The organism is Actinoplanes sp. G11-F43, assembly GCF_050589265.1.
GTDB lineage: Bacteria > Actinomycetota > Actinomycetes > Mycobacteriales > Micromonosporaceae > Actinoplanes.
Genome location: NZ_JBNZCE010000001.1, coordinates 25,059 through 39,125, shown reverse-complemented (window position 1 = coordinate 39,125; position 14,067 = coordinate 25,059). Strand labels below are relative to the sequence as shown.

The following is a 14,067-nucleotide window of genomic DNA, read 5'->3' as shown; positions in this document are numbered from 1 at the left end:
GTACCGCTTACCACCGACAAAATCAGACCGATATCCCCCGCCGACCCCAATCTCCCGTTTCTCCGGCCGCCGCCGGCCGCCGCCGACCCCTCGGCGGGCAGGCCGTCTCCCGGTTGGCCAGCAGCAGGACGATCACCACCAGCGCCAACATCACCGGCCAGACCCGCTGTGCGGTGGTCCAGTCGGCGTCGACCGGCAACGACCAAGGCGAACTCCGGCCGGTGAAGAACAGGCTCACCACCATGGCGATGCCCTGCGCCACCGGCCCGAGCAGGGCCCCGCCGGCCTCGTCCCGATATCGCGCCCCGACCGCCGCGACCGCCACCGGCAGCAACCCGCACACCGCCGCCTGCAGGGTCACGAACCCGGCCGGCCAGGTCACCGACGGCCCGGCGCCGGCCCGCACGGCGGCGTGCAGCACCACCCAGACCAGCATCGACGGGACCAGCAGCAGCACCAGGCGCAGCCACTGCCGCCGCCACCGGGGAACCGGGGTGATCACCGTCGACGCCATCAGGTCCGGCAGGGCGAACCCGGCAGCGGCCCCGAGCACGCCCGCGCCGATCAGCAGACCGGTCACCGCCATCCGGGGATGCGGCTCGGCGACCAGCAGCGTGGGCGACTGCACGAACCCGGCCAACGCCACCGCACCGGCGAACGGCCACCACGGCACCGCCCGGGCCAGGTGCGCAGCCAGGGTCAGGATCACCGGCAGACTCCCCGGTCCGCTTCGAACGACGTCTCCTCGGGTTCCTCCGCGGGGATCGGGGGCGGTGTCAACGTCACACCGAGCCCGGCCAGAGCGGTGGCCGACGGGTCGAGCACCTCGGACCAGCGGCCGGCGAGGTGGGCCGAGACCTCGTCCTGCGGCTTGGCCAGCAGACTCGCGGCGGCATCGGCCTCGGCCGACCCGTACCGGACCCGCGGAACCGTCAGCGGCTCAGCCGGTGCGACCTGCCCCAGCAGCCACAGCGCGACCACCGTCCGGTGCTGGCCACCAGCGTCACAACTCCGCCAGGACATCAGGTCGTCCCGCCGAAGGATCCCCACCGAGGTGGCGACGTAGTCACGCATCAGCCTCGTCCGGGAGTCCTCCGCCCAGCGCCCCAACCGGCCCCAGGTGTCACCGACCACCAGCTCCGGATGACCCGGGGTGAGCGGCCGGTGGTCGTCCGACCTGGAGATCTGCCGGATCGCCGGCCGCTCCGCGTCGGCCGGCAGCAGTCTGGACACCGGCTCGACCGCCTGCCGCCACTCCTCGATCCAGTGCTCGTATCCGGGAAGAGCGCAGTAGCGCACCCTCTCATGGGTCTGGCAGACCAGCATGTCGGGTGTGGTGAACGGCTGGGACGCTCCGGCGTCGGACAGATCCGGGGCGGCCGCCTCCTCCCGTCGCACGGCGAAACCGGAAACCACCACGGCCACCACAGCGATCACCGCGGAAGCCTTCGGAACCGCCTCCCGGCACACGGCGGCGACAGCCAGCGCCAGCAGGCCGAGCAGGTAGAGCAGGTGCCATTCGAAGGCGTAATCCACGCCGTAGTCGCCCCAGCCGAAGAGCGGCACGGGGAACAGGACGTTTCCCCAGTCGCCTTGACTCTGATTCGCCATCAGGAGCGCGAAAAGGATCCCGACGAAGCCGACGATGGTCAGCGCACCGGCCGCCGGGTGGGGCAGAGCCCGGCCCACCGCGATCCCCACGGCGGCACCGATCGCCGGGACGACCGCCGGCACCAGCGCGGTCCAGGGATCGAACGCTCCGGCCGGCCCAGACGGCAGCAACAGCACCAGGTCGACGACATAGACGAGGGCACCGATCGCCGCCGCCGCCGGCACCGCCACCAGCAGTGCGATGCTGCGGCGCCCGGGACCGGCGGGCATCGTCCGGGTGCTCTCCTCGGCACCGGCCCGCTGATCGCGGCTGGCCGCCATGTGGGTGGCCAGCAGCAGCGCGGCCGCCAGCACCATCGACCCCATCCCGGTGTTCTCGTGGAAGGTCTCCCACGTCTGCATCCGGGTCCAGGACCAGACCAGGCACAACGCGATGGCCAGCACGATGCCGATCCAGACGAGGGGGTCGTGCCACAGCCGGCGGGCCTCGGCCCGGGCCAGTGCCGTCGTCGCCACCCGTGCGGGCGGCGCCGGGCGCTCCGCGATGAGCGTCATCGGGTCACCTCGACGGCGACGGCACTGCCGAGCAGCAGCAGGTAGCCGTCCTCGATCGTCGGCCGGGCCGCTTCACCGCCGGCCGGCTGCCGGCCGATCGTCCGGTAGAACCCGTCGGCATTGCGCCAGTACGCCGCGCTGCCCCGCGGTGGCGCCTCGGAGAGCCACACCTGCCCGGCGGCGATGCCGGCCAGCTCGCGAGGGCTGCCCTGGAAGACCACCCGGCCGCCGCTCATCACCACAACCCGCTCGCAGAGAGCGCCGACGTCCTCGGTCTGGTGGGTGGAGAGCAGCACGGTCCGCCGCTCACCGATCCGCGAGACCAGCGCCCGGAACAGCATCCGCTGCTCGGGGTCGAGACCGACGGTGGGCTCGTCGAGAATCACCAGCTCCGGGTCGCCGAGCAGCGCCTGGGCGAGACCGAGGCGCTGGCGCATGCCGCCGGAGAGTTTGCGCACCTTGGTCCGGGCCCGGTCGGTGAGCTCCACCTCGTCCAGCACGCGCCGCACCTCGGCCCGCCGCTGCCGGGTATCAGTGATCTCCTTGAGCACGGCGACGTAGTCGAGCAGGGCGTACGCCGTGAAGTTCGGGTAGAGCCCCGGGTTCTGGGGAAGGTATCCGATCCGGCGGCGCACCTCGGTCCGCTGCTCCTGCACGGACGGGTCGAACCCGTGGATCCGGATCGTCCCGTCGTCCGGGCCGAGCGCGGTGGCCAGACATCGGAGGAAGGTGCTCTTGCCCGCACCGTTCGGCCCGAGCAGACCGGTCACGCCCACGCCGATCGTCATGTCGACGGCGTCGAGCGCGATCATCGAGCCGTAACGTTTGGACAGTCCGCTGACGGTCACCGTGGTCATCGGCGCTCTCCCAGGTCGAAGCGGCCACGCCGCTGGATGAGGACGACCGTGGCGACCAGCGCCGCGGCGAGATAGCTGAGTTGTGCGGAAGGACCGAACATGACCGGCACGAAGGCCTCGCTCCGGGTCACATAGACGCCGAGCACGCCGGTGCACCAGAGCGCACCGAGCAGGCCGGCCGCGGCGGGCAGTGGCATGGCCGTGGCCAGTGCCAGGGATCCGATGCAGAGCAACAGGGCGGGCAGCAGCCAGGCAGCCGCGAACCAGACCGGACCGGACACCAGCAGCGCGGCGATCACGGTGGTCACTGAGGCGACACCGACGACCGAGACCGCCCGCCACAGCACCAGGGCCGGGCCGGCCGCCGGCGTCGTGCCGGTGATCTCGTGCATCGGGTCGACGGAGGGACCGTAGGCCCCGGAGACCGCGATCACCGGCAGGACCGGCGCGAGGATCAGGAACAGATAACCGGCTCCGGTGCCGTCCCCGGTCCAGGTGAGCAGGGACGCGGAGACCGCGAGCCCGAGAACGAGAAGGGTGGCCAGCAGCCATGACCAGCGCAGCGCCGGGGTCGCGGTGAGCAGGCGGATGCGGTGCTCGGGCAGGCCGGCCCGGGTCAGCAGCCGCTGCACCGGCCCCGGCTCGGGCGCGTGGATGTTGTCGTAGACGATCGACCAGTTGCCGGTCATCCAGGTGATGTCGATCGGAATCCGCCCGCGACAGTCGGCGCAGGCCAGCATGTGCGCCTCGACCGCCATCACACGGCTGGGCTCGAGAGCACCGCGCTCGTACTGCCCGAGAAGGGTTGGGTCGACGTGCCATTCGGTGGTCATGCCAGCAGCTCCCTCAGTCGCGTCCGGGCGCGCATCAGCCTTGTCTTCGCGGTGCCCTCGGGGATGCCCAGCAGTTTCGCCGCCTCCCGCACGGTCAGCCCGTCGAGCGCGGTCGCCTCGATCAGGCTGCGCAGCTCGGGGGAGAGCCGGTCGAGTGCCGGCCCAAGGGCGCCGTGCTCGACACCGAGCAGCACCAGCTCCTCAGCCGACGGTGTGGTGGCGACGTCGTCGGCCGGATCGGCCGCCGGATCGATCAGCCAGCGGTGGGCCGGGCCCCGCAGCGCCGAGACGAGCCGCCGGACGGCGATGGTCCACAGCCAGGCGGCGGCGTCGGCGGACCGCTCCTCATACTTCTTCGCATCGCTCCAGACCGCGACGAAGGTGTCCTGAATGGCGGCGTCGATGACGTCCGGGTCGGCACATCGACGGCGCAGTCGGGCGCGCAGCCAGCCGGCATGCCGATGGTGCAGCAGCCGCAACGCCGCGGTCTGCTCGGCGGCGATGGCGCGCAGCAGCTCGGCATCGCTGCTCTGCTCGCTGACCGGGGGCACCGGTTGCTTTCTCCGTCGCACATCTGGACTATCGCCGACGGTCCCGGATTTGGTTCACGCAAAAAGACGGCGCTGCCGGAGAGGCAGCGCCGTCAGGGATTCTTCTCAGCTCAGACCGCCGGGTTCCGGCCCCTTCGCGATCGGAGCCCGGACCAGGTTGCCCCACTCCGTCCAGGAGCCGTCGTAGTTGCGGACCTGCGGATAGCCGAGCAGATGGCGCAGCACGAACCAGGTGTGGCTGGACCGCTCACCGATCCGGCAGTAGGCGATGATGTCGTCCGCCGACTCCAGGCCCAGCTCGTCCCGGTAGATCTTGATCAGCTCGTCGTGCGGTTTGAAGGAGCCGTCCTCGTTCGCCGCCGACTTCCACGGTTTGCTCACCGCGCCCGGGATGTGCCCGCCGCGCAGCGCGCCCTCCTGTGGATAAGCCGCCATGTGGGTCAGCTCACCGGTGTACTCCTGGGGTGAGCGCACGTCGACCAGCGGGCGCCCGCTGGAGATGTGCCCCATCACCTGGTCGCGGAAGGCCCGGATCTCGGCGTCGTTGCGGACCGGGACCGGATAGTCGGCGGCCGGGCGGGCCGTCTTCTCCCGGGTCAGGGTGCGCCCCTCGGCCGCCCACTTCTGCCGGCCGCCGTCGAGCAGCCGCACATCGCGGTGCCCGAAAAGACTGAAGACCCAGAGTGCGTACGCCGCCCACCAGTTGAAGTTGTCGCCGTAGAAGACGATCGTGTCGTCCCGGCCGATGCCCTTGGCCGCACACAGCTCGGCGAACGCGGCTGGGGTGAGATAGTCCCGGCTGATCTGGTCGTTCAGCTCCAGATGCCAATCGACCTTGACCGCGCCGGGGATGTGGCCGGTGTCGTAGAGCAGCACGTCCTCGTCCGACTCGACGACGACGAGACCGGGCGTTTCCAGATTCTCGGCGAGCCACTCGGTGGTGACCAGTTTCTCGGGATGCGCGAACGCCTGAAGCGCCTGCGCCGGATCGTTCGAAACGGACATGCCGTCAACGCTAACGCTCGGGAGGTGGTCCCCGCCCGCCTGTGGATAACTGGATGAACTCGTCAGGGCGGGTGCCTAAGCTCGCTCCATGTTGCTTCGGATGTCCACCTTGCTGCTCAAGACCCTGCGTGAGGAGCCGGCGGACGCGGAGGTGCCGAGTCACCGCCTCCTCGTGCGCGCCGGGTTCATCCGCCGCGCCGCTCCGGGCGGCTACACCATGCTGCCACTCGGCAAACTGGTCCTCGACCGGATCAGCGCGGTGATCCAGGAGGAGATGCTCGCCGTCGGCGGGCAGGAGGTCGCGTTCCCGGCGCTGCTGCCCCGCGAGCCCTACGAGGTCAGCAACCGGTGGGCGGAGTATGGCGATCTCCTGCTCACGCTGACGGACCGGCGCGGAGCCGAGCATCTGCTCGCGCCCACCCACGAGGAGATGTTCACCCTGCTGGTGCGGGACATGACCGGTTCCTACCGGGACTTCCCACTGCTCCTCTTCCAGTTCCAGACGAAATTCCGGGACGAGGCACGCCCCCGCGGTGGCCTGCTGCGCGGCCGCGAGTTCCTGATGAAGGACGCCTACTCCTTCGACCTCTCCGAGGCCGGACTGATCGAGGTGTACGGGCGGATGCGCGCCGCCTACCAGCGCGTCTTCAACCGGATCGGCCTGGAGCACACCATCGTCTCGGCCACGTCCGGCGCGATGGGCGGCTCGGCGTCCGAGGAGTTCCTGGCGGCGGCCGAGGTCGGGGAGGACACCTTCGTCGGCTGCACCGTCTGCGACCACGCCGCCAACACCGAGGCGGTGATCACGCCGGTGCCCACCGTTCCGGCGGTGACCGCACCCGCCCTGGAGGTGCACGACACCCCGGAGACACCGACGATCGCCGCGCTGGTCGAGCTGGCCAACAGCCGGCGGCTCGGGGGCCGCGACGACTGGACGGCCGCGGACACCCTGAAGAACGTGGTGGTCACCGTGCACCACCCCGGCCGTGATCCGGAGCTGTTGGCGATCGGTGTGCCCGGCGACCGCGAGGTCGACATGAAACGGCTGGAGGCCGCGCTGTCGCCGGCCACCGCAACCCTGTTCGACGACTTCGACGCCCAGCCCGACCTGGTCAAGGGCTACATCGGGCCGCAGGGCATCAAGATCCGCTATCTCGCCGATCCCCGTGTCGCCCCCGGCACGGCGTGGCTGACCGGCGCCAACGAGCCCGGCCGGCATGCGACGAATGTGGTGGCCGGGCGCGACTTCACCCCCGACGGGACGATCGAGGCCGCCGAGGTGCGGGCCGGTGACCCGTGCGCGGCCTGCGGCGAGGGCACGCTGACGATGCGCCGGGGCATCGAGATCGGGCACATCTTCCAGCTGGGCCGGCGATACACCGACGCGTTCGGGCTCGACGTGCTCGGTTCCGACGGCAAGCCGGTCCGGCCGACCATGGGGTCGTACGGCATCGGTGTCTCCCGGGCCGTCGCCGCGATCGCCGAGCAGCATCACGACGATCGCGGGCTGGTCTGGCCGGCGGCGGTCTCGCCCGTCGACGTGCACGTCGTCGCGGCCGGCAAGGACGGTCAGGTCGAGGCGGCGCTGCGACTCGGCGAGGCTCTGTCCCGGGCCGGTGTCCGCGTTCTCGTCGACGACCGGCCCAACGTGTCGGCCGGGGTCAAGTTCACCGACGCCGAGCTGATCGGCGTCCCCTGGGCGGTGGTGGTGGGCCGGCGTCTCGCCGAGGGCTGGGTGGAGGTCCGCGAGCGGCGCACTCAAAAACGGAAGGATGTACCCCTCGATGACGTAGTGGGTGTAATCACGACGGACCTCGGGTAACTGCGCGGTGACGGTGTTTCACCGGCAACGGCATACGGTGCTGACGGCGTTCGGTACTACGGCGTTTCGCCGGCGACGGCGTTCGGTGGAAGTCGGCGACGGCGTCCGGCGGTACAGGAGTCGGCGGTAACGGCGGTTGCCGGTGACCGTATTCAGTAGTGACGGTATTCAGTGGCGGTGGAAGGCGGAGGCATGGTCAGGCTGGTCGCTGACGCGATGACCCGGCAGGTCGTCTACCTGCCGGAGGACACACCGCTGGACGAGGCGGCGCAGGCCATGCGGGACCAGCGGATCGGCGACGTGGTCGTCACCCGGGGCGCCACACTCGCCGGCATCGTGACCGACCGCGACATCGTGATCCGGGCGGTCGCCGAGCATCAGGCGCCGGCCACCACCACTCTCGGTTCGATCGCCTCTCGCGAACTGCTGATGGTCGAGCAGAGCGCCACCGTGGAGGAAGCCGTCCACGCGATGCGGGATCGGGGCGTACGCCGCCTGCTCGTCTGCGACGCCGACCGCAACCTGGTCGGCATCCTCAGCCTGAGCGACATCGCCCTGCTTCCGTTCTCGTCAGCGGCCGCCTGACCCCGACACCGGCGCCCGACACCGGCTTGCACGCCACGGACCGTTCCGCAAGAGGTATGTGCCCCGGTCCATGACAGGCGGGCAAACCGCGCGGGCCGACCGACCCGGACCGCAACGGGTGAGGCGACCGGCCCGGTCCGTAAGGGGTGGGCCAGACCGACCCGGATCGTGACGGATGGGTAGGCCGATCGGACGCCGCCGGACGGTGGGCCGATCCGACACCGCCGGACGGTGGGCCGATCCGACGCCGCCGGATGGTAGGCCGATCGGATACCGCCGGACGGTAGGCCGGTCCGGCGCTGCAGGACAGGCAGGCCGGTCCGACGCTGTGATTGGACTGGCCCGTGGCGCACGAACAGACCGGATCGGGGCGGGCGAGGCGGTCGGACCGCGACTGGTTGTTCGCCGGGGCGCGCGTAGGGTCGAGATCGTGAGTGACATGCCGCCGAAGTTGGCCGAGATCGTTGACGAGTTCGCCTCCGCGCCTCGGGACGTGGTGCTGGAGATGCTGTTGGAGTTCTCCGACGCGGTGCCGGCCCTGCCCGCCGATCTTGTCGGGCACGAGGGGATGGAGCAGGTTCCGGAGTGTCAGACGCAGTTCTTCCTGAAGGCGATCGTGCAGCCGGACGACACTGTGGTGACCCACTTCGACTGCCCGCCCGAGGCGCCGACCACGCGCGCTTTCGCCGGCATCCTCGCGGAAGGACTCGCTGGGGCATCCACGGCGCAGGTTCTGGCCGTACCGGATGATCTCTATGCCCGGATGGGTCTGTCCCAGGCGATCAGCCCGCTGCGGGTGCGGGGCGGGACCGCGGTCCTGGCCCGTCTCAAGCGGCAGGTCGCCGAGCAGACCGCGGCCCACGACTGACCGCTCACGACTTTGCCGAGGCCACTTACCGGCTCTACGGTGCCCCGGTCACCCATTCTGCGGTAGCTGGTCACCCGCTTTGCGGTAGCCGGGCACCGGCTTTGCGACGATCCCCTCAAGACGGAGTGACGTGGATATTCAGGTCTGGTCCGATGTGATCTGCCCGTGGTGCTACATCGGTAAGCGTCGGCTCGAGAACGCGCTACGGTCCTTCGATGGTGCGGTGACGGTGACCTACCGGGCGTATCAGCTGGATGCCTCACCGGTGTCGGAGCCCCTCCCCCTCAAGGCGGTGATGGCCGCGAAGTTCGGTGGACCGGAGCAGGTGGAGCAGATGTTCGCCCAGGTGACAGCGATCGGTGCCAGTGAGGGCCTAACGCTGGACTTCGACCGGGCGATCGCCGCCAACACCTTCGACGCGCATCGACTGATCGGCTGGGCCGCGACACACGAGCGCCAAGCGGACATGCTGGATGCCCTGCAGCGGGCGCATTTCACCGACGGCATCGACATCGGCGCGTCGCCGGCACTCGCATCGGTCGCCGGTTCGGTCGGGCTGGACGCCTCCGAGGCGCTGGCCTACCTGGAGTCGGAGGCCGGCACGAGCGCGGTGCACACCGACATCGAGGAGGCGCGAGAACTCGGGATCACCAGCGTTCCGACGTTCGTGATCGACGGCAAGTACGCCGTGCCGGGCGCACAGGAGTCGAGCACCCTGCTGTCGGCCTTCGAGGAGATCACCCGGCGCGAGGATGCCAGCGCCGGACGATGATGTTTCACGTGAAACATCATCAACACCCGTCAGGACACCTCGCGCGCCAGGCCGTCGATCACCTCGGCGTTCGGTAGCGCACCGAGCGCCGGGCCCGCGATGGCGATCTTGCTGTGCCGGACACCGGAACCGATGATCACGTGCGGGACGGCCACCACCCGGGAGTCGACCAGGATCGGCCAGTCCGCGGGGAGGCCGATCGGGGTGATCCCGCCGTACTCCATTCCGGTCAGCGAGACGGCGTCGTCCATCGGCGCGAAGCTCGCCTTACGCACGTCGAGGTGACGCCGGACCACGCCGTTGACGTCAGCCCGCGTGGTGGCGAGCACGATGCAGGCGGCATACCGGGTGACCCCACCGCGGCTACCGGCGACGATCACACAGTTGGCGGATTCGGCCAGGCTCACCCCATACGCCTCACAGAACGCGGCCGTATCCGCCAGCGTGGGATCGATCGGCGCCACCAGCACCTGATCGGCGTCGATCGGGCCCTCCACCGGCCACACCGTCAGCGCCTTGGCCACCGGCGGGGCGAGCAGGTCGGTACGCGACTGGGCGGATTCGGTCTGCAGGCTTCCCATCATGTCGTCATCCTTGCCCACCCAGACGGCATCGGCACACCGACCCACCCCACATCTCACTCCGGCGCTCGGCCCAGCCCACCCGCAGTCGACCCACCAGCCCGGCAACGACCGGCCTCACCACGGCCGGTCAGCAACAGAACAACCGGTGGTGGCCGATCGTGAAGATGACGGATCAATAGCCGGAAGCCACGGGCCGTCCGGCGTGTGAGGGCCGTCTGATTGACGACGGGACGACGCTGGAGGCAAAGGCGGCGGCGTTGGCTTTGAAGGAAGCGGCGACGTTGGCCATGGAGGCGAGGAGGCAGCAGCGTCGGTTATAAGAGCGAAGGAGGCAGCGGTGTCGGTCATGGGGGTGAAGAAACGACTGCGAGACGCCATGGAGGCGAAGAAGACGACCACGGACGGCCATGGCAGCGCGGATCAGTCCAGGGCCGCAGCCGCGGTGCGTTGGAAGCCAAATACTCGCGTGATGGCATTTCAGGACGCGACATCCCCAGCGGGACAGTAGACCCGAACCGGAGCAGACGCAGCCAAATCGGCGGGCGTGAAACGCACGTATCGGCAAAGTCCTCAGTTCGCGGCGGATCATGCCGACCGTCAGAGGTTGTGAGGGATCGCCGCCAAGCACGCATCGGGACCGTCAGTGGCCTCGCGTTACTGGGCGGCGCCACAGCACTCGTCGCCGTCGCTGGTGGCCATCACTCGATCTTCGCGACCCTGCTGCTCGGGCTGCTGTCGATCGTGATGGCGCATGCCCTCGTGGTCGAGATCCAACGGCAGGCCCGCCGCATGTCGCAGATCGTCTGGTACCGCACCGACACGATCAACACCGTGCTGCTCGCCTGCTGGGCGATGATCTCCGCCGCGGCCACCAACGTGCCGGCGCTGTCGTGGCACGTCCGAGCGCTCACCGCGGTCCTGGCCGTCGGTTACGCCGCGGCCTGCGCCTACTTCGTGGTCGAGCGCCGCCGCGCGGTCGCCGACCCGTTCCGCCCATCGCCGATCCCACTGTCCGCGACGGTCGAGACGTCCCCGCGGTCCGCGACGATCGAGACGTCCCCACTGTCCGCGACGGTCGAAGCATCCCCACGGTCCACGACAGTCGAGACGTCCCCGCTGTCCGCGACGGTCGAGACGTCCCCACGGTCCACGACAGTCGAGGCATCCCCGGCAGGGCCCTCGGCAGAGGCGGACCGCGACACGGTCCCCGGCTCCGCGCGATCGGTCTGACCCGACACCGCCTGCTCCAAGGCCGCCGGACCCGACGTCGTCGTCTGGGTCGGTGTGGACGCTGGCGGCGCCTGTGTCGACATCGCCGACTGGCCTGAGATTGTCGGCAGGACCACCATCAACGGCGGCACCGGCACCCCGCTGGTCTCGATCGGCAGCTCGGGGACCGGCAACCAGTCCACCCCGATCTGCTCCGGCCCGAAGCCGTCGTCATGCCCGACCCGGGGCTCCCCGTCGGCGACGCTGACCGTGAAGACCGACGTCATGCCGGACGGGTAGGGCATCTCCAGCACATATCGAGCAGCGCTGACGACCAGACCCGTCTCCTCGAACACCTCGCGCCGCAAGGCCTCCTCAGCCGTCTCCCCCGGGCGCAGCCCACCGCCGGGAAGGGTCCACCACTCGCCGCCACCGGATCGCCGGCTGCGCTCGTGCACCATCAGCACACGGCCGTCCCGCACGATCACGGCGGCGGCCCGTCTTCGTTCGTTCACGCCTTGCAGGCTAACCGCATGAATCGAGCCCCGCAGAGTTCCTTCATTCCTCTGTGGATAACCGGCACAGCCGAAGAACGGGCATATGTGGACCTACGCCTGCGGAACGGTGACCAGCAGATACGTCCGGTCCGTCAACAACTCCAAGGTCAACGGAACTCCGGTACGAGCGGCGAGGAACGACAACGCCGGCCCAGTGGGCTCGCTCACTCCGGGGCCGTACCCCGTACCGGCAAGCAGTCCCGCGGCGATCAACTCGGACCGGAACCCGCCCGCATCGCTGCCACCGGCCTCGTCCGGCGCCGAGGTGTCCAGATCGAGCGCGAGATCCCCGTCACGGAACACCAGGAGCCGGCCCGGATCCCCACCCCCGCCGCGGTACGCCAGCACCTCCCCACCGTCGGCCGAGAGCGGCTGGACGATCTCCCGGGTGACACCGAGGGTCCCGTTGTCCTCCACGATGATCGACCAGTCGCCGACCCGGGCGATGCCGAGGAAGAACCGGTTCCGGACACCCGCCTCCCCGTCGCCGGGCCCGATCACCCGATGCCACTCGACCCGCTGCAGCTCCTGGCCACCGAGCCGTTCGATCAGGTCGTACGGCGTGATGTCCCGGATCATGGTGAAGCAGAACCCGTGGGTGAGGTCGGCGCTCCGGTCCGGCCATCCGAGATCCGGCGACGGGCCGACGGACGGCAGCGACTCCAGCGGAGCCGGCGATCCACAGGCGGTCATCGAGGCCAAGGTCAGGAGCAGGACGGCGCGACGTCTCACCCGATCAGTAGATCAAAGATCATGCCTTTGGTACGCCCCCCGAAACGGTCAGCGCGACTCCTCCAGCCGCCGCACCGCGGCCATGACGATGCTCCGCGTCATCTGCTCGCTGATCTTGCCGGCGGAAAGAGCAACGTTGAAGTCCAGAATCACCACCTTGCTGCCGGAACGCACCGCCGCGATCCGGTCGTCGAGGCGATGTTCGTCACCCTCGGCGTCGATCACCGGCTCGGACTGCGCGGCCAGCAGCAAATCGTCCCGGCCGGAATCGGGTCGAGGAGCCGGTAACGCAGCACGGCGGAGGGGATCACCACCGACCGTGGACCACGGGGCCGGTAGTCGGTGACCGTCTCCTCCGGGCAGGCCGTCACCGCGGCCCGCAGGCCGTCCATCAGCCGTCGCGCCCCGTCGTCGTCCGGGAAGAGCAGAATCGTCTGCTCGATGTATCCGCCCGCCCCGACGCGCCCGCCTCCCGGTAGATGACATGCACCTGGCGGTACATTCCCGCCATCTCGGCGACACCGGGCGCCCGCCCGCACGGTGGCGGCAGCATCGCGACCTCGGACTCCTCGGGAAACCAGCTCTCCCCGGTTTCGACCGGCTTCAGGAACGCCGAATCCGGGATCACCGACGGCAATACCACCGCGGGGGCCTCGGGAGCCGCTTGCGGGAGGCCGGAATGGAGAAAGGGAACGGTGAGCACAGCCACGACGGCCAATGCCGATCCGGCCGCGGCCATTCGCACCCGGCCACGGAGGTCCTCCGGCATCGGGGTCATGTCGGCGTCCGTCTGCAACGCGGTGAACATCTCGTCCAGTCGTGTGCCCATCACTGCACCTCCACCATGTCGGCCACGACACCGTTCGCGGCCAGCAGGCCGGCCAGCGTTCCCCGGGGCCGTGACAACCAGGATTTGACGGTGTTCTCGGAGACGGCCATCTCCTCGGCGATCCGCGCCACCGGCAGGTCGTAGAGGTAGAACAGCGCCACCGCCTGACGCTGCCGGGCCGGCAACTCCCGCAGGGCGCCGGTGAGCAGGACGGTGTCCTCATTCGGTGGCCTCACCGGCGGGGGCGCACTGGTCCGGGAGAGGACGGCCAGCCAGTTGCGGCTACACCGCCAGCGATCGGTGGCCAGCCGGGAGACGGTGAGCCGCACTCAGGCCTCAGGGGCCGGATGGGCGGCCACGGTTCGCCAGTGCCGCCATGCCCTGGCGTACGCCTCCTGCACCACATCCTGGGTGTCACCGGGGTCGCCAACGAGCGCGTAGGCGTACCGCAGCACCCGTGTCAGGGTCTGCCGGTAGAAGTCATCGAAGCTCTCCGCGTTGCGCATTCCGGCTCCTTCGCGGGGTCGGCACCGTCACATCGTTCACGGTCGACCTCCCACCCAGGTTGCGCCGCACACGAAAAATACCGCCCGGTCTTCCGGACGGCGTCGAAGGTGCGATGCGTATACGCGGATTTGAGCAATGCGGCTCACGAACTGAACCGCATGTTCCGAAGCCAGAAGTGGTTCGTCAAGGG

The 14,067-nt window shown here is 69.8% G+C and carries 19 protein-coding genes and 1 pseudogene; 6 read left to right on the top strand and 14 right to left on the bottom strand.

Translation table 11 applies throughout. The features are described 5' to 3' along the window. Positions 1-22: 22 nt before the first annotated feature. The 6 genes from ACQ0O7_RS00210 to ACQ0O7_RS00185 form a co-directional block, all read right to left on the bottom strand. The gene (locus ACQ0O7_RS00210; RefSeq protein WP_430779634.1) at positions 23-709 is read right to left on the bottom strand and encodes a hypothetical protein; all 687 of its coding nucleotides are present in this window, start codon (positions 707-709) and stop codon (positions 23-25) included. Next, entirely contained in the window at positions 706-2,166 is a 1,461-nt protein-coding gene (locus ACQ0O7_RS00205) for a hypothetical protein (protein ID WP_430779633.1), read from the bottom strand. Before ACQ0O7_RS00205 ends, ACQ0O7_RS00210 begins: the two co-directional genes overlap by 4 nt. After that, the gene (locus ACQ0O7_RS00200) at positions 2,163-3,023 is read right to left on the bottom strand and encodes an ABC transporter ATP-binding protein (RefSeq protein WP_430779632.1); all 861 of its coding nucleotides are present in this window, start codon (positions 3,021-3,023) and stop codon (positions 2,163-2,165) included. Before ACQ0O7_RS00200 ends, ACQ0O7_RS00205 begins: the two co-directional genes overlap by 4 nt. Then, complete coding sequence (locus ACQ0O7_RS00195; RefSeq protein ID WP_430779631.1) at positions 3,020-3,856, bottom strand: zf-HC2 domain-containing protein; 837 nt, start codon at positions 3,854-3,856, stop codon at positions 3,020-3,022. The genes ACQ0O7_RS00200 and ACQ0O7_RS00195 overlap by 4 nt, the downstream gene beginning before the upstream one ends. After that, the gene (locus tag ACQ0O7_RS00190; RefSeq protein ID WP_430779630.1) at positions 3,853-4,428 is read right to left on the bottom strand and encodes an RNA polymerase sigma factor; all 576 of its coding nucleotides are present in this window, start codon (positions 4,426-4,428) and stop codon (positions 3,853-3,855) included. The genes ACQ0O7_RS00195 and ACQ0O7_RS00190 overlap by 4 nt, the downstream gene beginning before the upstream one ends. 84 nt (positions 4,429-4,512) lie before the next feature. Continuing rightward, positions 4,513-5,412, bottom strand: a complete 900-nt coding sequence (locus ACQ0O7_RS00185; RefSeq protein WP_430779629.1) for a sulfurtransferase — start codon at positions 5,410-5,412, stop codon at positions 4,513-4,515. An 88-nt stretch (positions 5,413-5,500) separates the two neighbouring features. Here ACQ0O7_RS00185 and ACQ0O7_RS00180 point away from each other — a divergent pair, with 88 nt between their 5' ends. The 4 genes from ACQ0O7_RS00180 to ACQ0O7_RS00165 all read left to right on the top strand — a co-directional run bounded on the left by ACQ0O7_RS00180 (position 5,501) and on the right by ACQ0O7_RS00165 (position 9,459). After that, positions 5,501-7,234: a proline--tRNA ligase gene (locus ACQ0O7_RS00180; RefSeq protein WP_430779628.1), complete on the top strand. Its 1,734-nt coding sequence runs from the start codon at positions 5,501-5,503 to the stop codon at positions 7,232-7,234. Positions 7,235-7,426: 192 nt separating this feature from the next. Continuing rightward, positions 7,427-7,819 carry a CBS domain-containing protein gene (locus ACQ0O7_RS00175; RefSeq protein ID WP_430779627.1) on the top strand — a complete coding sequence of 131 codons (393 nt, stop codon included), beginning with the start codon at positions 7,427-7,429 and terminating at the stop codon, positions 7,817-7,819. Positions 7,820-8,249: 430 nt separating this feature from the next. Next, positions 8,250-8,687, top strand: a complete 438-nt coding sequence (locus tag ACQ0O7_RS00170) for a SufE family protein (protein ID WP_430779626.1) — start codon at positions 8,250-8,252, stop codon at positions 8,685-8,687. A gap of 130 nt (positions 8,688-8,817) precedes the next feature. Beyond that, positions 8,818-9,459, top strand: coding sequence for a DsbA family oxidoreductase (locus ACQ0O7_RS00165; protein WP_430779625.1), 642 nt, complete (start codon positions 8,818-8,820; stop codon positions 9,457-9,459). Between the two features lie 29 nt (positions 9,460-9,488). Here the strand turns inward: ACQ0O7_RS00165 and ACQ0O7_RS00160 are convergent, their stop codons facing one another. Continuing rightward, positions 9,489-10,040: a YbaK/EbsC family protein gene (locus ACQ0O7_RS00160; protein ID WP_430779757.1), complete on the bottom strand. Its 552-nt coding sequence runs from the start codon at positions 10,038-10,040 to the stop codon at positions 9,489-9,491. 609 nt (positions 10,041-10,649) lie between these two features. Between ACQ0O7_RS00160 and ACQ0O7_RS00155 the strand changes: the two genes are divergently transcribed. Further along, on the top strand, positions 10,650-11,273 hold the full coding sequence (locus tag ACQ0O7_RS00155; RefSeq protein WP_430779766.1) for a hypothetical protein: 624 nt from the start codon (positions 10,650-10,652) through the stop codon (positions 11,271-11,273). 54 nt (positions 11,274-11,327) lie between these two features. Beyond that, a complete protein-coding gene (locus tag ACQ0O7_RS00150; protein ID WP_430779765.1) occupies positions 11,328-11,552 on the top strand; it encodes a hypothetical protein in 225 nt (74 codons plus the stop codon). Here ACQ0O7_RS00150 and ACQ0O7_RS00145 read toward each other — a convergent pair. From ACQ0O7_RS00145 to ACQ0O7_RS00115, 7 genes and pseudogenes are all read right to left on the bottom strand, one after another. Further along, positions 11,489-11,713 (bottom strand): annotated as a pseudogene (locus tag ACQ0O7_RS00145) (NUDIX hydrolase); the annotation flags it as partial. The gene ACQ0O7_RS00150 and the pseudogene ACQ0O7_RS00145 overlap by 64 nt on opposite strands. Before the next feature lie 147 nt (positions 11,714-11,860). Then, positions 11,861-12,541, bottom strand: a complete 681-nt coding sequence (locus ACQ0O7_RS00140; RefSeq protein ID WP_430779624.1) for a DUF6461 domain-containing protein — start codon at positions 12,539-12,541, stop codon at positions 11,861-11,863. 48 nt (positions 12,542-12,589) lie between these two features. Continuing rightward, on the bottom strand, positions 12,590-12,766 hold the full coding sequence (locus ACQ0O7_RS00135) for a hypothetical protein (protein WP_430779623.1): 177 nt from the start codon (positions 12,764-12,766) through the stop codon (positions 12,590-12,592). Then, positions 12,763-12,933, bottom strand: a complete 171-nt coding sequence (locus ACQ0O7_RS00130) for a hypothetical protein (protein ID WP_430779622.1) — start codon at positions 12,931-12,933, stop codon at positions 12,763-12,765. The genes ACQ0O7_RS00135 and ACQ0O7_RS00130 overlap by 4 nt, the downstream gene beginning before the upstream one ends. After that, positions 12,933-13,370 carry a hypothetical protein gene (locus ACQ0O7_RS00125; RefSeq protein WP_430779621.1) on the bottom strand — a complete coding sequence of 146 codons (438 nt, stop codon included), beginning with the start codon at positions 13,368-13,370 and terminating at the stop codon, positions 12,933-12,935. Before ACQ0O7_RS00125 ends, ACQ0O7_RS00130 begins: the two co-directional genes overlap by 1 nt. After that, positions 13,370-13,699: a sigma factor-like helix-turn-helix DNA-binding protein gene (locus ACQ0O7_RS00120; RefSeq protein WP_430779620.1), complete on the bottom strand. Its 330-nt coding sequence runs from the start codon at positions 13,697-13,699 to the stop codon at positions 13,370-13,372. Before ACQ0O7_RS00120 ends, ACQ0O7_RS00125 begins: the two co-directional genes overlap by 1 nt. Further along, positions 13,700-13,876, bottom strand: coding sequence for an RNA polymerase sigma factor (locus ACQ0O7_RS00115; protein WP_430779619.1), 177 nt, complete (start codon positions 13,874-13,876; stop codon positions 13,700-13,702). It abuts the gene before it with no gap. Positions 13,877-14,067: the final 191 nt, after the last annotated feature.